This is a genomic window from Mycobacterium sp. NGS54 (genome assembly GCF_059812465.1).
Genome location: NZ_JCALCS010000010.1, coordinates 1 through 21159, shown reverse-complemented (window position 1 = coordinate 21159; position 21159 = coordinate 1). Strand labels below are relative to the sequence as shown.

At 68.3% G+C, this 21159-nt stretch carries 16 protein-coding genes and 3 pseudogenes; 15 read left to right on the top strand and 4 right to left on the bottom strand.

Translation table 11 applies throughout. From position 1 onward, the window contains the following. The first annotated feature begins 47 nt into the window (after positions 1–47). A complete protein-coding gene (locus AC5Y5E_RS28115; RefSeq protein ID WP_499906930.1) occupies positions 48–830 on the top strand; it encodes a DUF4333 domain-containing protein in 783 nt (260 codons plus the stop codon). A gap of 5 nt (positions 831–835) precedes the next feature. Here AC5Y5E_RS28115 and AC5Y5E_RS28110 read toward each other — a convergent pair whose 3' ends face one another. Beyond that, on the bottom strand, positions 836–1792 hold the full coding sequence (locus AC5Y5E_RS28110) for a 5'-3' exonuclease (RefSeq protein WP_499906928.1): 957 nt from the start codon (positions 1790–1792) through the stop codon (positions 836–838). A 112-nt stretch (positions 1793–1904) separates the two neighbouring features. On the opposite strand from AC5Y5E_RS28110, the gene AC5Y5E_RS28105 reads away from it, so the two are divergent. The 4 genes from AC5Y5E_RS28105 (at position 1905) to AC5Y5E_RS28090 (ending at position 8712) form a co-directional block, all read left to right on the top strand. Next, positions 1905–3032 carry a M24 family metallopeptidase gene (locus AC5Y5E_RS28105; protein WP_499906926.1) on the top strand — a complete coding sequence of 376 codons (1128 nt, stop codon included), beginning with the start codon at positions 1905–1907 and terminating at the stop codon, positions 3030–3032. Positions 3033–3067: 35 nt separating this feature from the next. Next, positions 3068–5314 carry an alpha/beta hydrolase-fold protein gene (locus AC5Y5E_RS28100; protein ID WP_499906925.1) on the top strand — a complete coding sequence of 749 codons (2247 nt, stop codon included), beginning with the start codon at positions 3068–3070 and terminating at the stop codon, positions 5312–5314. Positions 5315–5377: 63 nt separating this feature from the next. Then, entirely contained in the window at positions 5378–8188 is a 2811-nt protein-coding gene (locus tag AC5Y5E_RS28095) for a TNT domain-containing protein (RefSeq protein ID WP_499906923.1), read from the top strand. Continuing rightward, positions 8185–8712 (top strand): TNT antitoxin family protein, encoded by a 528-nt coding sequence (locus AC5Y5E_RS28090; RefSeq protein WP_499906921.1) that lies wholly within the window; start codon positions 8185–8187, stop codon positions 8710–8712. The genes AC5Y5E_RS28095 and AC5Y5E_RS28090 overlap by 4 nt, the downstream gene beginning before the upstream one ends. 12 nt (positions 8713–8724) lie before the next feature. Here AC5Y5E_RS28090 and AC5Y5E_RS28085 read toward each other — a convergent pair whose 3' ends face one another. Then, positions 8725–9135 carry a F420-dependent biliverdin reductase gene (locus AC5Y5E_RS28085; RefSeq protein WP_066913250.1) on the bottom strand — a complete coding sequence of 137 codons (411 nt, stop codon included), beginning with the start codon at positions 9133–9135 and terminating at the stop codon, positions 8725–8727. 35 nt (positions 9136–9170) lie between these two features. Between AC5Y5E_RS28085 and dprE2 the strand changes: the two genes are divergently transcribed. The 4 genes from dprE2 to AC5Y5E_RS28065 are packed head-to-tail and all read left to right on the top strand — an operon-like array spanning position 9171 to position 12554. Continuing rightward, a complete protein-coding gene (dprE2, locus tag AC5Y5E_RS28080) occupies positions 9171–9920 on the top strand; it encodes a decaprenylphospho-beta-D-erythro-pentofuranosid-2-ulose 2-reductase (protein WP_499906919.1) in 750 nt (249 codons plus the stop codon). Then, on the top strand, positions 9917–11080 hold the full coding sequence (gene cbiE, locus AC5Y5E_RS28075; RefSeq protein WP_499906917.1) for a precorrin-6y C5,15-methyltransferase (decarboxylating) subunit CbiE: 1164 nt from the start codon (positions 9917–9919) through the stop codon (positions 11078–11080). The genes dprE2 and cbiE overlap by 4 nt, the downstream gene beginning before the upstream one ends. Further along, the gene (gene cobM / locus AC5Y5E_RS28070; RefSeq protein ID WP_499906915.1) at positions 11077–11832 is read left to right on the top strand and encodes a precorrin-4 C(11)-methyltransferase; all 756 of its coding nucleotides are present in this window, start codon (positions 11077–11079) and stop codon (positions 11830–11832) included. The genes cbiE and cobM overlap by 4 nt, the downstream gene beginning before the upstream one ends. Continuing rightward, complete coding sequence (locus AC5Y5E_RS28065) at positions 11832–12554, top strand: cobalt-precorrin-6A reductase (RefSeq protein WP_499906913.1); 723 nt, start codon at positions 11832–11834, stop codon at positions 12552–12554. Before cobM ends, AC5Y5E_RS28065 begins: the two co-directional genes overlap by 1 nt. Here the strand turns inward: AC5Y5E_RS28065 and sigC are convergent. Both sigC and AC5Y5E_RS28055 read right to left on the bottom strand, forming a co-directional pair. Beyond that, on the bottom strand, positions 12551–13105 hold the full coding sequence (sigC, locus tag AC5Y5E_RS28060; RefSeq protein WP_499907210.1) for an RNA polymerase sigma factor SigC: 555 nt from the start codon (positions 13103–13105) through the stop codon (positions 12551–12553). The two genes, AC5Y5E_RS28065 and sigC, sit on opposite strands and share 4 nt — an antisense overlap. Before the next feature lie 183 nt (positions 13106–13288). Continuing rightward, positions 13289–13906, bottom strand: a pseudogene (locus tag AC5Y5E_RS28055) (DUF2275 domain-containing protein); the annotation flags it as partial. Between the two features lie 156 nt (positions 13907–14062). Here AC5Y5E_RS28055 and AC5Y5E_RS28050 point away from each other — a divergent pair. The 6 genes and pseudogenes from AC5Y5E_RS28050 to AC5Y5E_RS28025 form a co-directional block, all read left to right on the top strand. After that, complete coding sequence (locus AC5Y5E_RS28050; RefSeq protein WP_499906911.1) at positions 14063–15598, top strand: PPE family protein; 1536 nt, start codon at positions 14063–14065, stop codon at positions 15596–15598. A 404-nt stretch (positions 15599–16002) separates the two neighbouring features. Further along, a pseudogene (locus AC5Y5E_RS28045) lies at positions 16003–16227 on the top strand (PE family protein); the annotation flags it as partial. 168 nt (positions 16228–16395) lie between these two features. Next, a pseudogene (locus AC5Y5E_RS28040) lies at positions 16396–17001 on the top strand (PGRS repeat-containing protein); the annotation flags it as partial. A 199-nt stretch (positions 17002–17200) separates the two neighbouring features. After that, a complete protein-coding gene (locus AC5Y5E_RS28035) occupies positions 17201–18526 on the top strand; it encodes a nucleotide sugar dehydrogenase (RefSeq protein ID WP_499906909.1) in 1326 nt (441 codons plus the stop codon). Positions 18527–18553: 27 nt separating this feature from the next. Beyond that, positions 18554–19000, top strand: coding sequence for an NAD-dependent epimerase/dehydratase family protein (locus AC5Y5E_RS28030; protein WP_499906907.1), 447 nt, complete (start codon positions 18554–18556; stop codon positions 18998–19000). 233 nt (positions 19001–19233) lie between these two features. Next, on the top strand, positions 19234–21159 hold a 1926-nt coding region (locus AC5Y5E_RS28025), incomplete at its 3' end, for a glycosyltransferase (RefSeq protein WP_499906905.1).

The window sequence follows — 21159 nt, the reverse complement described above, 5'->3', positions numbered from 1 at the left end:
TACAGGGCGCTAACAGGGCCAGACACAAGGCAACTGAGGAGAAAGTAATGAGCGGACCGCAGGGGTCGGACCCGGGTCACCAGTGGCAACCGCCCGGACAGAGCGGCGATCAGTCCTCGGAGCCCACCCAGGTCGCGCCGACGCCCTGGCAGCCGCCGCAGCAGCAGCCGGGCCAGGAGCAGACCTGGCAGGCCCCGGCCTACACGCCACCCGCCGAGTACCCGCAATACCAGCAGCCGGCGGAGCAGGCGTACCCGCAGCAGTACCCCCAGCAGCCCGGCTACGGCCAGCCCCAGCAGTACGGCGAGCAGCCCCCGCAGTACGCCCAGCCCGGCCAGTACGCGCCGTACGGCCAGCCGGGCCAGTATGGACAGCCCGGTCAGCCCGCCCAGCCCGGCCAGTACGGCCAATACGGTCAACCGGGTCAGTACGGTCAGCCCGGCCAGTACCCGCAGCAGTACGCGCCCTACGACCAACAACAGCCGGCGAAGAAGCGCTCGATGGCGCTGATCGGGGGCGTGGTCGGCGTGATCGCCTTCCTGGTGATCGCCGTCGTGCTGGTGCTCGGCTTCTGGCAGCCCGGGTTCTTCGTCACCACCAAGCTGGACGTCAACAAGGCGCAGGCCGGTGTCCAGCAGGTGCTGACCGACGAGACCAATGGCTATGGCGCCAAGAACGTCAAGGACGTCTCCTGCAACCACGGCCAGGACCCCGTCGTCAAGAAGGGCGGCACGTTCGACTGCGACGTCAACATCGACGGCGCCAAGAAGCGCGTGACGGTGACCTTCCAGGACAGCAAGGGCACCTACGAGGTCGGCCGGCCCCAGTAGGGCCGTCAGCCGGGCAGCGCGTCGAGCGCCTTCTGCAGGCGGGTGACCGGCGACCCGACGCCCAGCTCCGTCGCCAGCTTGGCGGTGCGTTTCGGATGGGCCGCGGCCAGCGGCAGCGTGTCGGTGGGCGTCGACAGCGTGACCGGCGCGTCGGTGGCCACCCGCACCACCTTGCCGGCGGCCTCGATGTAGTCGGTCGCGCCCAGCAGCTTCGCGCGTAAACCCTTGGCCATCTTGGACTTTGGGTCCTGGGCGGCGGCCAGGATCGCTTCCAGCGAACCGTGCTGGGCCAGCAGCGTCGCCGCCGTCTTCTCACCGACGCCCGGCACGCCGGGCAGGCCGTCGGACGGATCGCCGCGCAGCAGCGCGAGCTCGGCGTAGGCCGGGCCCGCCCGTTCCCGCGGAACGCCGTAGTTTTCGGCCACCTCGGCCGGCCCGAACAACGTGGCCTTGGTCAGGCCGCGGCCCAGATAGAGCACCCGAACCGGGACGGGGTCGTCGGCGACCACCTGCAGCAGGTCGCGGTCGCCGCTGACCACGACGACCGGGTCGGTGCGTTCCCGCGCCGCCAGCGTGCCCAGCACGTCGTCGGCCTCGAAACCCTCCGCGCCCGCCGTCGGGATCCCGAACGCGTCCAGCAGCTCCATGATCATGTCGATCTGCGGCGTCAGGTCGTCGGGCACTTCCTCGATGTCCGGCTGGCCTTGCGGCTCGGGCTCGGCGACGCGGTGCGCCTTGTAAGACGGGATCAGGTCTACCCGGAACTGTGGCCGCCAATCCAGGTCCAAGCACACCACCAGCCGGCCGGGCCGCTGCTGGCTGATCACCACTGCCATCGAGTCGAGGAAGCCGCGCACGGCGTTGACCGGTCGGCCGTCGGGCGCGGTGATCGACGACGGCACCCCGAAGTACGAGCGAAACCACATGCTGGCGCCGTCGAGGAGCACGAGCGGTTCGGGCATGCGGGCTATGGTCTCACGTCTTCTCTGGCGCCCAGCGTCGAGTTGTTGTCGCCTTTCCTGTGGAATCGGCGCAACAAGTCGACGTTCGGCCGACGGGGTTAGCCTGGCTGCCATGGATTCTCACCGATTCGACGCGGGGGTGTACGCCCGCCGGCTGGCCGCGGCCGCCGCGGCGACCGCCGACGCCGGGCTGGCCGGCCTGGTGATCACCCCCGGCTACGACCTGCGCTACCTCGTCGGCTCCCGCGCGCAGACCTTCGAGCGGCTCACCGCGCTGGTACTGCCGGCATCCGGCGACCCGACCGTCGTGGTGCCGCGGCTGGAGCTGGCGTCCCTCACCGGGTCGGCCATTACGGAACTGAGCCTGGCGGTGCGGGATTGGGTCGACGGCGAAGACCCGTACCGGATGGTGAGCGAGGCGCTGGGCGGTGGACCCGCCGCGACCGCCGTCACCGATTCCATGCCCGCGCTGCACCTTGTGCCGCTGGCCGGCGTGCTCGGGGTGTCACCGGTGCTGGCCACCGACGTGCTGCGCGAGCTGAGGATGGTCAAGGAGGAATGCGAGGTCGACGCGCTGCGCAAGGCCGGCGCGGCCATCGACCGGGTGCACGCGCGCGTGCCGGAGTTTCTGCGGCCCGGCCGCACCGAGGCCGACGTCGCCGCCGACATCGCCGAAGCGATTGTGGCCGAAGGGCATTCGGAGGTGGCGTTCATCATCGTCGGGTCCGGACCGCACGCGGCCGACCCGCATCACGGCTACTCGGATCGGGAACTACAAGCGGGCGACGTCGTCGTCGTCGACATCGGGGGATCCTACGAGCCCGGCTACCACTCCGACTCGACCCGCACCTACAGCATTGGCGAACCGAGCGCCGATGTGGCGCAACAGTATTCGGTGCTGCAACGCGCCCAGCGCGCCGCGCTCGACGCAGTCCGCCCCGGCGTCACCGCCCAGCAGGTCGACGCCGCCGCCCGCGACGTGCTGGCCGAGGCGGGGCTGGCCGAGTTTTTCGTGCACCGCACCGGGCACGGCATCGGGCTGTCGGTGCACGAGGAACCGTACATCGTCGCCGGCAACGACCTGCCGTTGGCCGCGGGCATGGCCTTCTCCGTCGAGCCCGGCATCTACTTTCCCGGCCGGTGGGGCGCCCGGATCGAGGACATCGTCGTCGTCACCGAGGACGGCGCGTCGGCCGTCAACAACCGGCCGCACGAACTGATCGTGGTGCCCGCGTCCTAGCTGGCGTGACGGTGCCGCCGCGTAGGTTGGGCGACGTGTCGATCCTGGACCTCACGCTGCTTCCGCTGCGCATCGCGCGCCATGTCGCCGACGCGGTACTGCACCCGGCGGCGCCCGCGCCGGCGCCACCCGGCGAGTTCGTCGTCGTCGACGGCATGCCCGAGGGCGTGCCGCCGGCCGCCCGACGGCCCGAGCCGCGGCTGCCCACGCCGTCGAATTGGCCGTTCGGGGAGCAGTTTCCGCGCACCTGCGGCGCGGGCCGGCTGGCCGGCGGCGCGCTGTTCTGGACCGACTTCCTCTACGACGACCACGGCCCGACCGGGATCCCGGTCGGGGACCTGAAAATCCAGGCGCCGCCGCGGGGCACCTACGTCTATCCGCACGGGCCCGCCGCCCGCAACGGCGCCGACATCTTCCGCGTCGCCATCGGGCTCACCGACACCCACACCTGGTGGCGGGTCGACTGGAACACGCTGCTGGACGCGTCGGTGCCCATCGCGCTGTTCACCTTCGACACCGACCCCGCCCGCCAGGGCGCCCCGGACTGGCCGGCCGGCGCGGGCGTGCGTTCGAAGGGCATCGACACCGCGCTGCTGGTGTCCGGGCGAGGTGCCGCGTTGATCGACCTGACCACCCAGGTGAGGACGCCGGTCGAGCACAGCGTCGATCTGCAGTCGTCGTCGTTTCTGGCGCAGGTCCCGCGGTCGCTGGTGGAACCGGACGGAAGCTGGACGGTGCGGCTGGCCGCCGGGCTGGCCAACGGGGCGGGGGACGGGTTCGCCGACGTGCCCGCCGAACGGGGTGCGCTGCCCGGGCAGCCCAACGTCTACAACGTCGCGTTTCGCACCAACGAGCAGGAGCCGCCGCACCTGAACTTCTGGTCGGACTCGGCCCAGGCCGCGGCGCTGACCGGCGGCGACGTGTCGGCGTTCGCGGTGACGGTGCCGTGGGCCCGGCTCGCGGCGCGCGACACCGAGCCCGAGCCGGTATTCACCGGCCCGTCGACCCGCTGGTACGTGTCCTCGGTGGAGCTCGGGCAGGGGATCGCGGCCGACGACATCTTGAGCACCAAGCCGCAGTTCCTCGGGCGGGTGCAGCCGTATTCGATCTGCCTGCCGTCGACGTACGCGCCGGGCCGCGCGCTGCCGCTGACGCTGTTGCTGCACTCGCTTGCGTTGGGGCAGAGCCAGTTCGCGGCGATCGACCCCCGGCTGTTGCACGAGGTGTGCGAGGGCCGGGGCTCGGTGGTGGTGACGCCGCTGGCCCGGGGCCCGTCGACGTGGTACTTCGACACGGGAGAACTCGACGTGTGGGAGGTGTGGGCCCGGGTCGCCGAGCAGCTGGGCACCGACCCCAATCGCACTGTCGTGTCCGGCTATTCGATGGGCGGGTACGCGGCCTACAAGCTCGGGTTGAGCTATCCGCAGGTGTTCTCGCAGGCGGTGGTGCTGGCCGGGCCGCCGGCGTGCGGGGTGCGGCTGATTCCCAACGTCGACATTCCGGCGGACCTTGACCTGGATTCGCCCTGCGCCCGGGAGGGTGATTCCTGGAAGTTGCTGGTGAACGCCCGCTGGCTGCCATACGTCATCGCCCACGGGCTGGTCGACGAACTGGTGCCGTTCGCGTCGGCGGCCGAGCAGGTGCTCGAACTTGACCGGCTGGGTTACCGCCACCGGTTCACCGTGTATCCGTTCGAGGATCACATCGCCTGGGTGCTGCAGGACAAGTTCGAGGACCCGATCGCGCACATGGGAACCGGTCTGCGCCAAGCCGATCCGGGACACATCACGTTCGCGTGGTACCCGCAGTTGGTGCGGGCGGATCTGGGTATCGGGCCGCACCAGGTGTGGTGGCTCTCGGAGCTCGCCGCCGATCCCTCGGTAACCGCGCGGCGCGGGGCCGTCGCCGAGGTCGACGCGCGGTCGTACGCGCGGCCGGACCCGACGCACGCGATTCGCCACCACCGCGGCGTGGTGTTGAACTTCGAGCCGACGCCGGGGCTGTACAGCGAGCTGGACTGGCAAGTCGGGCGCCCCGTCGCGCCGCTGCCGTATCTGACGCTGCGCCTGATCGGGGTCGCGGGCCTCAGGGTCGACGTCGCGCGCGCCGGGCTGGCCGGGTTGCCGTCGTCGACGATCACGGTGGTCAGCGACACCGCCGCGCAGATCACGCTCGGTGGTTTGCCCGACGGGGTGTCGGTGCAACTCGACGGTGAGCCCGCCGGGCCCGCCGTGGCCGTGCCGGCCGGGCGGCACCGGATCACGTTGCGCGCCGACGAGTGAGCTCGCTGATGGCCGGACCTGGGTGAATAGCGGCGTTGGTCGGCCTGGGCGAGAATTTGGCGCGTGGTGCCCTTGGTCGTCGATCCTCAAGCGCTGTTCGCCGTGGGCAGCGCCGTGGTCGCCGCCGGAGGCGGTCTGGCCGCCAATCTGACGGTGTTGACGGCGGGGTTTTCGGCCAACACCGGCCATGACGCCGCCGGCGAGGTGTTCGGCCTCGGGTATCAGGACGCGGCCGAGAAGCTGTTGCAGGCCGCGGCCGCCGCGGTCAACGCGTGCCGGCAGAGCGGCGCCAAAATCCAACAAGGCGCGGCCAACTATTCGAATGTCGAGGCCGCATCGAATATTCGTGGTGGCGAGGGCGTCCTACAGGCCCCACCCGAACCGGCCAACATCTCGCCGCCCGGGCCTCCCGGAACGCTCGGGCCGGGCCAGCCGCCGCCGCTGCTGTGGGCGGTGGTGCAGTCGTTCGTCGACGACGTGTGGCCCGACGGTGACGTGGCGGGGATGCATGCCGCCGCGGCTCGGTGGCGGGGCTTCAGCGCCGCGGCCGCGGGGATGCGCGACTCCCTCAACGCCGCCATGGTGCTGATGGATGCGCATCAGATTCCCGAAGGCGGCAAGATCGATGTCGCTTTGTCGCAGATCCGCGACTGCGTTGTCAAGATCAGCGACGCGAGCGGAGAGTTGGCCGCGGGCCTCGACAAATTCGCCAACGAGGTGGGTCGGGCCCAGAACGCGATCCGCGACCTGCTGAACCGGCTGGGGTCACTGGCCGACCTGGGCCACGACCTGATGTTGATCGTCAAGGGCGACGCGCTCGATGAGATCAAGAAGATCGCCAAGGACGTCAACGACGTGCTGCACAACCTGGGCCGCGAAGCACGGGCCTCCGAACAGGCGATCAAGATCGGTTTGGGGGTCGTCGACGGCCTGGTCGTCAAGCTCGAGAAGTACGTGCGCGGCGAACTCAAGCAATATCTGGGTGATGCCGTCGGCAACCAGGTGGCAACGGTTTTCGACGTTTTCGCCAACGCGAACGAAGGGGTATTGAAGGGCGCCGTCGGGATGGCGCTGTCGATTGCCGACCTCGACCCGCGGTGGTTCGCGCTAGATCCGCACGGCGCGGCCGAGACCTGGGCGGGCCTCGGGAAGGGCATGTGGAAAGGCAGCGTGATCAATGGGTTGGCCAACCCGCAGGAGTTTGTCGAATCGAACTGGCAGCAGCTCAAAGGCCTTCTGCACCTCGATGATTGGAGTACGGCCCGGCCGGGATTAGGTCTGGGGGAGAACGTCTTCGACGTCGCGACGTTGCTGATACCGGGAGGCGGAGAGGCCGCCGCCGCGGCCGATGGAGCCGGGGCCGCCGCGCGCGGCGCCGAAGCCGCTGCGCAGGCGGAGCGTGCGACTGGGCGGGCGGTGGATGGGATTGCGGGTGTCGCGGGACCCCGAGGTGTGTTGGCCGATATCGCCGGGACGGGCAGCAGCCTCACCAAAGACCTCGAAGGCGTGACCGGGAAGCTGCCCAAGATCGAGCCTCCGGTCGGTGGCCAGCCCGTCGCGTTGCCTCCGAAGCCGCTTGAGGCGCCGGTCGCGCCGGCGCCGCGTGCGCCGGAAGGGGGGCCCGGAGCGCCTCACGAGCCAACTGCCGCGCCGGGGCCGGCCCATGCCTCGCCGGGCGGTCCGCACGATCCCGGTGGCCCGCCGCCGCCGGCGCCGGCACCGCCGGGTGGTCCGCACGATCCCGCGGGTGGCCCGCGCGAACCGGTGTCAGCGCCCGCAGGTGGTCCGCATGATCCGGCCTCGTTGCCTGCGGGCGGTCCGCGTGAGCCCATTCCGGCAACCGCGCCCGCATCGCATCCGCCGGCTGTTGCCGCTGCGGTAGCCGAACGCGCGCCGTCGACCATTCCGCAACTGGCGGATCATTCGCCGGCTCCGGTGCAGGCAGCACCCAGCGGGGCAGTCGGTGAACCCGCATCGGCCGCAGCACACTCATCGACGCCGTCGCTCTCTGCTGCAGCTCCGCATTCCACGCTGCCGGAAGGTCGTGCGACTGAGCTGCCGGGTGGCGGCTGGCACGGGCCCGGTCACGGCGGTCCTGCGGGTGGCCACTCAGGCGACGGCGGCGGTCCGCACCGCCCCGCCGATGGAGGGTCGCCGGGTGATCGCCCGGCCGGACTCCCGCCGGGAGGCGATGGTTCGCCCGGGCCTGGTCATGGCGGCTTCTCAGACGGTGAGCGTCAGGATCCCATACATTCCCACGAGCCCTCCGGTGATGGATGGCATCGGTTGCCAGATGGACCGATGGACCCCGACTACGGCCAACCCTTGCCGGAGCATTGGGACTTTACAGATAATCCAGCCGATCCAAGCCACATCAAGCCGTCGGTTGCTCAACTGATTAAGGACCCTGACGCGCCGTTTGGCCGTGATCCCCTGGGCCACGCGTACACTGAGCAGCAATATGCAGAGCGCTTTAATATGGTGGGAGACAAAGGCCAACATTGGTACAATTTTCCTCTGAACGACGGCGCTGTACCCGGCACACGCGTTGCCTATACAGACCCGGAAAGCTTCTTTAGAGACTATGGTTCTCAACTTGACCGCGTCGGCAAGACTAATGGCAAATACTTAGCCGTAATGGAAGATGGTCAACCGGCCTCGTGGGAACAACGCGCCCTTCATGTCGATTCGCTACGCGACCCATATAACGCATATGAATTCGGTAAGTTGCCTGAGGGGTGGAGCATCGAGGTGTCGGAGGTTGCGCCCGGTGTAGGACAACCGGGCGGATCGATTCAGGTTCGAGTATTCGACGACGAGGGCTTCCCACGCCCTGTCGACGAGCTGGTACAAAAAGGGGTGCTGCTGAAGTGACGACCGCTGTGGATCTTTCGCCAGATTTAGCTGCGTGGATTCAACTCGCTGGACTCGATATGATCCAGGGGTCACAAACGAATGATGGCCGGACCATTATATGGAACAAAGGTGGCGAAGTTCGATATTTTATCGATACCACGGACGGGTGGTATGTTATTAGTGATTCTGACCGCATGGGCCCGGAGTACTATGAGTTCGCAGCAGATTCCATGCCGGTCATAGAGAAGTATCTGTATGGAGTGTTCGGGGGCTCGGTTCGCGGCGACGAACTTCCATCCATACGAGCCCCATTTGAGCGAGATGAATTGCGAGAGGGATATCAAATTGGCAAGCAGGAGTTCGCTGGGCGGGAGCGGCGTACTCTCATTGATCGCAATGGCAATGTTGTCGCAATTGGAGCCCTCGACAGGCTAGTCGAGTTATCGCATTATCTGGACGCAGCTGTCGACACCATCAGGAGCTCTTACCTGGCCGAAGACGGCAAGCCGCTCTTCAGGCTCTGGCGTGACATCCGAGGCTAACTGCGCGCGAACCTACTCGCCCCGGTCCAGCAAATCCGACGACCCCAGCACCCGCTCGACCTGCACCTCGATGACCACCCGCCGCGGGTTGGGCCTGGGAGTCCTGTAGCGCTGGGCATACCGAAGCTCGGCGTCTCGCACGGCGTCGGCGTCGCTGTTCACCTTCGACCGGCCCTCCAGCGAAAGCCACCGCGCGCCGTCGACCTGGCTGAGCACGGCCACCCCGGCGCGGTCGGCGTTCACGGCCTTCTGCGACCCGCCGGTCGTGATCACCCGCGCGATGTGAGTCTTCGGATCGAAGGTGAAACCGACGGCGACCACATGCGGAGAATTGTCGGCTCGCAGCGTGGTCAACATGGCCAGGTGACGTTCTGACAGGAAAGCCAGCGCATCGTCGGTCAGCCGCGTAGTGGTATTCGCCATCACCGCCCACGCTAGCGCAGGTCATAATCGCAGCCGTGGACGACACGGGCGCAGGTCCGGTACTAATCCTGGGCGGCCGCAGCGAGATCGGCATCGAGCTCGCGCGCCGGCTGGCCCCCGGGGCGACGGTGGTACTTGCCGCGCGCAGATCCGATCAGCTCGACGAGCAGATCGCCATCCTCAAAGGTGCCGGCGCCACGGCGGTGCACACCACCGAATTCGACGCCGACGACCTGGCCTCGCACGGCCCGCTGGTCGCCTCGATCGTCGCCGACCACGGACCCATCGGCACCGCGGTGCTGGCCTTCGGCATCCTCGGCGACCAGGCCCGCGCCGAGACCGACGCCGCGCACGCGGTCGCCATCGTGCACACCGACTACGTCGCCGAAGTCAGCATCCTCACCCATCTGGCCGCGGCCATGCGCAAAGCCGGCAACGGCCAACTCGTGGTGTTCTCCTCGATCGCCGGCGCCCGCGTGCGTCGCGCCAACTACGTCTACGGCTCCGCCAAGGCCGGCCTGGACGGCTTCGCCAACGGCCTGGCCGACGCGCTGCACGGCACCCGGGTCCGGCTGCTGCTCGTGCGCCCGGGCTTCGTCATCGGGCGCATGACCCAGGGCATGGAGCCCGCGCCGCTCTCCATCACCCCCGAGCAGGTGGCCACCGCCACCGCGCGGGCCCTGGCCAAGGGCCGCCGCACGGTGTGGATCCCGTGGGCGTTGGGTCCCGTGGCATTTGTGTTCCGGCTGTTGCCGCAGTTCGTCTGGCGCAGGATGCCGCGATGATCGTCGTTGTCGGCATCGGCGCCGACGGCATGGCCGGGCTCGCCGAAACGTCGCGTGCCGAATTACGCAGGGCCACAGTCATTTACGGATCCCCACGTCAGCTCGACTTGCTCGACGACACGGTGGCGGCACCCCGTCGGGAGTGGCCGTCACCGATGCTCCCGGCTCTGCAAGCCCTACCCGTAGACGACGAAATCCACATCGTCGCCAGTGGCGATCCGCTCCTGCACGGCATCGGTGGCACGCTGATCCGGTTGTACGGCCCCGAGAAAGTCAGGGTGTTGCCGCACGTGTCGTCGGTGACGTTGGCGTGCGCGCGGATGGGCTGGAACGCCCACGAAACCGAGATCATCAGCCTGGTTACCGCGCCGCCGCACACCGCCGTACGCCGCGGCGGCCAAGCGATCGTGCTGTCGAAAAGCGCGGCCACACCCAAGGAACTGGCGGCACTGCTCAGCGCACACGGGCGCGGCGACTCCGAGCTCAGCGTGCTCGAAAACCTCGGCGCCCCAACCGAACGACGCCGCGACGGCACCGCGCGCCACTGGGCCGACGCCCCACCGCAAGTCGACGACCTCAACGTGATCGCCCTCCGCTACCTGCCCGACGAGCGCATGTCGCCATACCCGGACGACGCTTTCGTCCACGACGGGCAGATCACCAAACACGGGATCCGGGCGGTGACCCTGGCCGCGCTGGCACCGCGACCGGGGGAGCGGCTGTGGGACGTCGGCGCGGGCTCGGGCAGCATCAGCGTCGAGTGGTGTCTGAGTTGGCGGGGTTGCAGCGCGGTGGCGTTCGAACGCGACGAGCGCCGCCGCCGCAACATCGCGTCCAACGCTGCGGCGTTCGGCGTCACCATCGACGTCCACGCCGATGCGCCGCAGGCGTTCGACAGCATCGACGCACCATCGGCGATCTTCATCGGTGGCGGCCTGACCCAACCCGGCCTGCTCGACGCGTGCCTCGACAAGCTGGTCGAAGGGGGACGCCTTGTCGCGAACGCGGTCACCTCGGAGTCAGAAGCGGTTCTGGCACAGTCTTATTCCCGACTCGGCGGCCAGCTGCGTCGCTTCCAGCACCATCACGGGGAGCCGTTGGGCGGCTTCACCGGTTGGCGCCCTCAATATCCGGTCACCCAGTGGACGATGACGAAATGACGGTGTACTTCATCGGCGCGGGCCCCGGCGCCGCGGACCTGATCACGGTCCGCGGCCAGCGGTTGCTGCAACGCTGTAGGGCGTGCCTCTACGCGGGCTCCATCATGCCCGACGACCTGCTGGCGCTGTGCCCACCCGACGCGAAAATCATTGACACCGGCCCCCTTACGCTGGACCAGATCATCACTGAAATCGCCGAAGCCGACGCTGCGGGCAACGACGTGGCGCGCCTGCACTCCGGAGACCCGTCGCTGTACAGCGCGCTGGCCGAGCAGTGTCGCCGCCTCGACGCGCTGGGCATCGACTACGAAATCGTCCCGGGCGTACCGGCTTTCGCCGCCGCCGCGGCCGCCCTGAAGCGCGAGCTCACCGTCCCCGGGATTGCGCAGACGGTGACGCTGACCCGGGTCGCCACCCTCTCGACACCCATGCCGCCCGGCGAAGAGCTGCAGACCCTCGCCCAGACCGGTGGCACCCTGGTGCTGCACCTGGCGGCCGCCCAGGTCGAGACCATCGTCCCGCAGCTGCTCAACGGCGGCTATAACCCCGAAACACCTGCTGCCGTGGTGGCTTTCGCGAGCTGGCCGCAGCAGATCGTGCTGCGCGGCACGCTGGCCGACATCGCCGGTCAGATGCACGACGCCAATATCACCAAGACCGCCGTGATCATCGTCGGCAATGTCCTCGCGGCCGAGGGATTCACCGACAGCTACCTGTATTCCACCGGGCGGATCCGGGGGAGCCGGCACTGATGCGGGTCCTGCTGCTCGGCGGCACCGGCGAGGCTCGCGCGCTGGCGAAAACGCTGCACCCGCGCGTCGATATCGTCAGTTCGCTGGCCGGCCGTGTCCCCGACCCGGCCCTGCCCGTCGGCCCACTGCGCGTCGGGGGTTTCGGCGGCGTGGACGGACTGCAGCGTTGGTTGCAGGACGAGCACATCGACGCCGTCGTCGACGCTACCCATCCTTTCGCGGTGACCATGACGGCCCACGCGGCCGAAGCGTGCGCCGCGCTGCAGATACCGCACTTGGTGCTGGCACGCCCGGCCTGGGCGACGGGCGATGCCCTCGTCGCTGACTCGGACGTCGAAGCAGCGGAAGCTGTTGCAAAGCGACGATATTCGCGGGTTTTCCTCACCACCGGCCGCTCAAGCCTGCAAGCCTTCGCCGACAGCGACGCATGGTTGCTGATCCGCGTGGTCACCGCGCCGGACACCGGGCTGCCGCGTCACCATCGGCTGCTGTTGTCCCGCGGGCCGTATCGCTACGACGATGAACTCTCGCTGTTGCGTGACCACCGCATCGACGCGTTGGTCACCAAGAACAGCGGCGGCGACATGACCCGAGCGAAGCTGGATGCGGCTGCCGCGCTTGATATTCCGGTGGTCATGATCGCGAGACCGAAACTTCCGGCGGGCGTGTCAGCGGTGGGCACCGTTTACGAGGCCGCCGATTGGGTTGCGGCGCTGGGCTAGCCGGTGAGGTCTTCGCGTTCTGCGTCGGCCAGCAGCGCGTCCCGGGCGCGGGCGACACGGGATCGGATGGTACCGACCGGGCATCCGCAGACCGCCGCGGCGTCGGCGTAGGGTAGCCCGAGCAGCTGCGTGAGCAGCAGTGCTTCGCGCTGCTCGGTGGAGAGGTTCGCGATCATGGTGGTCACCTCGACCAGGTCTTCGAAGCCACGGGCGTGGCGGTCGCCCGTGATGAAGTGAGCCGGATCGGTGCCGGCAGCCGTGCGCGGCCGCGATTGCGCGTGGCGGATGTGATCGGCCACGACACGGCGCGCGATGGCCAGCAGCCAGGTTCGCGCGCTGGACCGTCCGGAGAACCGCTCGATCGCGCCGATCGCCCGCAGGAAGGTCTCTTGCGTCAAGTCGTCTGCGGTCCCGGTGTCGGACAGGTAGGCGACGAATCGCCAGACGTCTTGTTGGGTCGCCTTGATGAAGGCCTCGAGCGCTCGCGCGTTCCCGCGTGCGGCGGCCAACGCGAGGTCGGTGACGGCCTCGTCGTCGCTTGACGCGGTCATGGCCAACCACCTTCGTTGTGCGGGCGTCGTCAGTCTACGACCGCTTGTCGTAGACGGGGCGGTGGGGTGTGGCGCCGTGCGATTGATCGGCCAAAGATGCCGATGCCGCCGACCGCCGGGCGCCTCCGACGGCCGCCCGGGGTAATCGGCGTCCGTGCCGGAGGAGCGCGGCCGCCGTGTCCGCACATGTTCGCGCGCCACCAGCAGTGCGAAAACCAGCCCCAACAGCAGGGGCATGTGGCTTGCGATGCGTGTCGCGGTCACCTCGCCGGCGAAGGCGTCGACGATCACGTAACTCAACAGCGCGACGGAATACACGCCGGTAATCGCGGCCACGCCGATCGCGGTCGCGGGCCAAACCCCCGCGGCGATCATGGCCAGACCCAACGCCAGCAACCACGCGGTGGACTCGTGCATCAGGTGCTCGCCCGACATGGCGCCATGCATGTGGCTTGACACCATGCCGAAATTGATGCCGCTGATCTGGGCCGCCGCGATTGCCACCTGGAAGACGCCGACAGCGATCAGCCCCCAGCGCCGGTAGCGCGACCGCAACCAACGCACCGAGCGGTGATGCGCCGGGGACTGCTGATCGAGGCTCGCCATGATCTTGTCGACCAGGTCCGGTCCCTCGCCGGGCGCGATGGAGGACAGCCGGCGCGACTGGACCGCCGCGCCGATCAGCCAGGTGCGGCAACCCCGGCACGACTCCAGGTGGGCGTCGACCTGTTGTGCGAGCACCTGCGGACGCTCGCCGTCCAGCCGCGCAGAAAGCGCTTCACGCGCAACGTCACACCGCATCCCTGCATCGTTGCGCATGCTCCGTCGGCGCGCAAAGAAGCCCAAAAGCGGCGACGGGGAACCAAACCGCCCGGCAAACCGACCACTGAAGACAAGCGCGCCCGCCACGACGTCCACCGAAGAGGTATTCGTGTCCCTGCCCGAAGGCTCCCGACGATGACCGCCCCGATCTGGATCGCCTTGCCGCCAGAGGTGCACTCCTCATTGCTCAGCAGCGGCCCGGGTTCTGGCCCGCTGCTCGCCGCGGCGGAGGCATGGTCGTCGCTGGGCGCCGAATACGCCGCCGCGGCAGACGAACTCGTCGGCGTGCTGGGTGCGGCGCAGGCCGCATGGGATGGTCCCAGCGCCGAACGGTACGTCGCCGCCCACGCGCCCTACCTGAGCTGGCTACTCGAGAGGGCGTCCCACAGCGCGCTCGCCGCGTCATCACACCGAAATGCGGCGGCCGCCCACACCACCGCGCTGGCCAGCATGCCGACGCTCGCCGAGCTCGCCGCAAACCACGCCACTCACGCGGCACTGGTGGCAACCAATTTCTTCGGCATCAACACCATTCCCATCGCGGTCAATGAAGCCGACTACGCGCGCATGTGGCTGCAGGCCGCCGAAATCATGACCGCCTATCAGGCCGCGACCGAGTCGGCGGTGGCGGCGGTGCCGACGGCCACGTCGGCGCCGCAGATCGTCGCGACGGGCGGCGGCACAAGCGCCGCAGCGGCGTCCGGCGCTACCGCATCTTGGCAGGATCAGCTCGCGGCGCTCCTGCAGCAATACACCAAGAATTTCGCGTGGCCGGTGTCGAAGGACCTCAACCCCGCGGGGTGGCCCATTCCCGCCGTCCCGTTCGCCAACGGCCTCACCTCCGCCCTCATGCAGATCCCCGGAATGTCGCCAGTCTTGGCCAGCGCGCTCGCCTGGGCCACCTTCCACACGTTGATGATCTTCTGGCCCTTCGGGCAGCAGGCGGTCCAGTTGGCGGTGTCGCTCGCCCCGGCGCTGGCCGCCGTCGTTCCGGCCGCCGGCGCCGCGGGGGTGGCGGCTGGCGCCGCGGTCGCAACCGGCATCGCGGTCCCCGTGTCGGTCGCCAGCTCCGTGCCGACGGCCGCGACAGCGCCGGCGCCCGGCTCGATGCCTGCCCCTGCGACCGTCGCCGCGCCCGCCAGCGCGAGCAGCGCCGGAACCGTGCCCGGTCCCGCGGCGCCGAGCCCGACGTCCGCCATCGGCGGGGGACCGGTCGGTGGTGGGCCGGGGGTGGGGTTCGGTCCGTCGGCGTCAACGGGCATTAGCGCGGGCCTCTCCGACGTCCTCTACGCCGTCGGCCTCTCCGGGTTGTCGGCGCGCGGCAGCGCAAGCGCTCGCGCGCGTCGTCGCTCGGCGGAACCGGCGCCGGAGGACGCCGACGAGCCGGCGGCCGCCTCAGCCGCGGCGAACGGCCGAACGCGGCGGCGCCGTCGGGGCGCGACGATCGAGGATCGCGCCCATCGCCACGAGTTCATGGACCTCGACGACGACGGGAGCCCGCGTCCGGAGGCTTCGGGTCAAGGGGCCGGGCCACTCGGATTCGTCGGTACCACCGTCACGCCCGCCGCCGGCCGTCCGGCCGGGCTGGTGACACTGGCCGACGACGGAAGCAACGGTGCCCCGACCGTCCCGCTGCTGCCGAACAGTTGGGACGGTAGCGCGACCGAATAGCGCAGCGCGACAACCTGGTTCGTGCCATGCCACCGCACTACTTCGCTGACTGGCCTGTCGCGGGAGGCGCAACGGCGTGCTGGAGCTGTTTGCCCGGCCCGCCGACTCACCACGATTCAAGGGCGAACGGGTCTGGACGAAGCGTTAAACGGACGGAGTCCAGTTTGTAGATCCGACCGAATCCAGTTCATAATTCGGATTGATTCCAGTTTTATTTGATAATTCCGACCTGATCCAGTTCGTAATTCCGACCCAATCCAGTTCATAAATTCGACCATTTCCAGTGTTAGCAAAACTATTTCGATGACCGACCGCGTGCGGTACGTTTCGATTCGGTTGCTCGAATACAGTCTCGCATTAACGCCCTTACTCAGGGCTGGCGATGAACATGAGGGTGGAATGTCATGAGCTCTCCGTTTTTCATTGACCCCGCCGTCGTCCAGTGGGTGACTGCGAACCTTGACAGCATCGGCGCGAACTTGGCGAACGCCGGTGCGGCGGCGGCTGTTCCGACGACCGGGGTGATGGGCCCGGCGGCCGATGAGGTGTCGACGGCGATCGGTTCGCTGTTCTCCCAGGCTGGGGAGGAGTATCAGGCGCTGGTCGCAAAGGCAGTGGCCTTCCACGACCAGTTCACCCGGAACATGGCGGCCGGCGCGGCTGCGTATTCGGGTACTGAGGCGGCGAATGCGGCGCAAATGGTGGAAGCTGCGATGCGCTCGCCGGCCGCGACGATCAACGGGGTAGTCGCGGCGGCGTCGGGACGTCCGCTGATCGGAAACGGCGCGAATGGGACCTCTGGGGTGCAGGGGACGGCCGGCGGCGCCGGCGGGTGGTTGTTCGGCAGCGGCGGTGCCGGTGGTAATAGCACGGGAGCGGGCAATGCCGGCGGTGCCGGCGGCGCGGCGGGCTTGATCGGTAATGGCGGCGCCGGCGGCCTAGGCGGTCCCGGCGGTGCCGGTGGTGCTGGCGGCCGCGGTGGCTGGTTGTGGGGCAACGGTGGTGTCGGTGGTGCCGGTGGTTCGGCCATTACGCCCGGCACGACCGGTGGTGCCGGGGGCGCCGGTGGTGCCGGCGGGTTCTTCTTCGGCCATGGCGGTGCCGGTGGTCCCGGCGGGGCGGGCGCCCCGGGTGCTAATGGCGTTCTCCCTGGCGTGAGTGGTAGCCCCGGTGGTGCCGGTGGTGCCGGTGGTGCCGGTGGTGCCGGCGGGCTCTTCATGGGCGCTGGCGGTGACGGCGGAACCGGCGGGCAGGGCGGCGCCGGTGGTACCGGCGGTCTTGCCGCTCCCGGCGGTACCGGCGGCATCGGCGGTCAAGGCGGCCACGGCGGTCCCGGCGGTATCTTGGGTGCCTCGGGTGCAGAGGGCGCCCAGGGTGCTCAGGGTGCCCACGGCGCGACCGGGTAGCTAATCAGCCGGGGCGGCTGTGCCTTGACTGGCTGATATCGACTGTGTTGGCCGTATCGACTTGAGTTGTCGTCGTGGATGGCGAGGCCACCGCTGTCGATTTAGGGCGCGCACGGGGGAGTGAAGGGCGAGGTCCGCGATGGCTGAAGGTGTGTTCGGGCGCAGCGACGCTGAGATTGATCTGATCGTCCGAGGCATGCGGTCAGGGATCGCAGTGGTCGGCTTCGGCTACATGGGCACCGTGATTGGTGCTGTGTTGGCTGACCGCGGCTGGCCGGTGACCGGGATCGACGTGCGGCAGAACGTGGTCGACGAGATCAACGCGGGCAGGACCACCGTGCCCGAGCCGGGGCTTGGCGATCTCGTCTCCGACAGCGTCCGGGTCGGTCGGCTGCGCGCCACGACCGATTTCGGCGCGCTGGCGGATAACGACTTCGTCATCGTGACCGTCGGGACGCGGCTGGGTCCGGATTACGAGCCCATTGTCGATGACATGAAGGCGGCGGCGCGGGCGGTGGGGGAGCACTTACAACGGGGCCACCTGGTCATTCTCAAGAGCACGGTGCCGCCCGACACCACCGAGAACCTGGTGCTGCCGATCCTCGAGGAGGCCTCGGGGCTGCGGGCCGGCGTCGACTTCGGGTTGGCGTTTTGCCCGGAGCGGCTCGCCGAAGGTCAAGCGATCCGTGAGCTGACGTCGATCCCCGTGGTGGTCGGTCCGGTTGAGGAGCGCAGCGCTCGCGCCTGCTCGACGCTGTGGCGATACGCCCTGGGGGTGGAATCGATCGTCGTCGATGATCCGCGCACGGCCGAGATGGTCAAGCTTGCGGACAGTCTCTGGGTCGACCTCAACGTTGCGCTGGCGAACGAGCTGGCCAAGGTATGCGACCGGCTCGAGATGGACGCCTTGCAGGTGATCGAGGCGGCCAATTCGATGCCCAAGGGCACCCACAACGTGAACATCCTGCGGCCGAGCATGGGCGTCGGCGGCTACTGCCTGACGAAGGATCCATGGTTCATGAACCATCTCGGCGAGTCCGTCGGGTTGGATCTAGCGATCTCGCGGACGTCGCGGACCGTCAACGACACGATGCCCGCCTACACCTACGAGCTGCTCACGCAACTGCTCGCCGAGCAGGACAAGACGATCGAGACCAGCAAGATCGCGGTCCTGGGCATCGCGTTCAAGAACAACACCGGCGACTGCCGGCTCACGCCCACCAAGTACGTCGTCGCCTTGCTCGAGGAGTCCGGCTGCGAGCTGTCCATCCATGACCCCTGGGTGCCCGACGAAGAAGCTCGCACAGTCACGAAGATCCCGTTGAGCCCGGACATCGAGTCGGCGGTCAAGGACGCCGACGCTTTGGTGGTCCTGGCGGGGCATCGCGAGTTCCACCAGATCCCGCTGGTGCGGCTTGCGGATCTGGTGGCTCCCGGCTGCGTGTTCCTCGACGGGCGCAACAGCTTCGACCCGGCGGCCGTGCGCGCCGCCGGATTCCTCTACAAAGGCATTGGCCGGTAGTCGGTCGGCAGGGAAAGCAAGCCGTCCATGGAAACGAAAGAGCAAATTATGTCCAATGTCGTGGCGGGCGGCTACGGCTTCTTCGGATCGCATTTGGTCTCCGCATTGCTGGACCGCGGCGACACGGTCACGGTGTTCGACTTTGCAAAAACGCCCGCGACACCAGCATCGATTTCGACCGGTACCCCAACTTCCGGTTCGTGGCACCCGCGTGGTGTTCGCCAGCATCTCCGAGGTGTTCGGCAAGAACCCCCACCCCGCCCCTTCGCCGAGGACGATGACCGCGTGCTCGGTTCCACCAGGACGGCGCAGTGGAGTTACAGCGCCAGCAAGGCCATGGCCGAGCATCTCGTCTTCGCGGTGCACACGGCCTACGGGTTGCCGGTGACGGTGGTTCGCTACTTCAGTGCCCACCGCGATCGCGATGCAGGAGCAGACCTAGAGTGCGCTCCCGTTCGGAATCATGGACTTTGAACAGTGTCGTCGTCCGTTGCAGGACAGGCACTTTCGCTAACCTTGCTCCAGCCCGAAGCACCAGCGGGGAGGCGGTGCTGTCATCACGGCAACACGCCCGACTAAACCGTCGCGGATCGCCGGCCTTGGCCTGGTGCGGTGTTCACCGAAAAGCACGACCAAAGATCCACAGCCGCCGCTATTTCGCGTGCAACCCGATCCGCGACACGCGATTGCTCTGTAAACTCTGAACGGTGTCCAAGCCAGTGACAGCACGTGCCGCGATCTGCCTGAACATGATCGTGAAAAATGAGGCGGACGTCGTCGCGGAGACGCTTGATTCGGTCGCTCCCTACATCAGCTCGTGGGTGATCGTCGACACCGGTTCCGCGGACGGAACCCAGGACGTGATCCGCAAACACATGGCACGCCTGGGCATTCCAGGCGAGCTTCACGAACGGCCATGGCGCAATTTCGGCCACAACCGCACCGAAGCACTCAACCTCGCCCAAGGCCACGGCGACTACATCTGGGTCATCGACGCCGACGACATCGTCGTGGGCACACCCGACTTCACCCAACTAAGCGCCGACATCTACCGCATGCGCCTCGGAGACGCCTCCTTCATCTACTGGCGCCCGCAGCTGTTCCGCGACGGGGTGCGCGTGCGCTATGAAGGCGTCGTCCACGAAACGGCCGTCTGGGAGTCTGACTGCGTCGTTGGGCGCCTCGAGGGCGACTACTACGTCGAATCTCGTCGCCTCGGTGGCCGCAACCAGGATGTGCACAAATATGCGCATGACCGCGATCTGTTGCTAGCAGAGGTCGAACGCAACCCCGAGGATGCGCGCTCGGTGTTCTATCTAGCGCAGAGCTACTTCGATCTGGAAGATTTCGTCAACGCGCACAAGTGGTATGAGCGGCGGATCGAGATGGAGGGCCGGGAGGAGGAAGTCTATTACTCGATGCTCCGGCTCGCGGAGTCGGTGACGAGACTCGAATGGCCGTGGCTGGTCGTCCAGGACATCTACCTCCAGGCGTGGGAGTTTCGACCGACCCGCGCCGAGGCGCTGTATGCCATCGCTCGACGGTATCGCGAAGATGAGCGCTACTTACCCGGTCACTTGTTCGCCCAGCGCGCCGCGCAAATCCCCTTTCCCGAAAACGACCTCTTGTTTATCGCCGCGGACGTCTATGCCTGGCGCGCGCTCGACGAGCAGGCGGTGTGCGCCTCCCAGCTCGGCCAGCATGCGGAGGCGTTCATGCTCTGCCGGCGCCTGCTTGCCCTCTCCGACATCCCCGACGGTGATCGGCAACGAATCGCGGTCAACCGCGACATCAGCGTGCCGGTCATGCTCGAGGCGTCGTCGTCGTATCCCGGCACGCTGGTCCAGCGCCTGGTCGCCGCGCCAGGTGAGGCCAAAGTGGTCGTTAGCCTGGTCGCGGGACCGGACCGCGAGGCCACCGAGCAGGCCATTAACTCGTTTCTGAACTGCTGCCTCGATCTTCCGCTTTGGTTCGGGCGCTTCCTCGTGGTCGATGCCGGCCTGTCAACCTACGATCGCGCACTGCTGCGTGAGCGTTACCGGTTCCTCGAGTTTGTCGATTGCAGCCCCGGCGACGGGCCCGGAGCCCAGCTCGCGCAGCTTCGCAAGCGGATCGTCGGACGGTTCTGGCTGCACCTGGGGCAGGGCTGGCGGTTTTTTGCGCCCGAAACCTACATCACCCGCCTGATCGCGGTGCTCGAATCCGAACCGCAGGTATTCCAGGTGGGGATAAACTTCGCCGATGCGGTCAAGCTGACCGGCGTCTGCGCGGCCGAGCAGGAGGTACGCCGCTCACCCAACGCCGGCCGCTACGTCCTGGCCGAGGCGGTGGCCAGCGGCCCGGCGATGTTCGACACCGCACGCCTAGATCGGGCCGGCAGCATAGTGGGCAGCGACCCAGATCCCATTGCCGAACTCGGTTGGCGGGCAGGCGCTGTCGGATTGCAGACCGCCAGCCTCGACGAGGTGCTCTGCATCGCCGCGGCCCGGCGCGTGGAGCAGCCGAAGGCTCCGGCGGGGGTGGCGAAGAAGGCCGCGGCCCGGCGCGTGGAGCAGCCGAAGGCTCCGGCGGGGGTGGCGAAGAAGGCCGCGGCCCGGCGCGTGGCACAGCCGAAGGCTCCGGCGGGGGTGGCG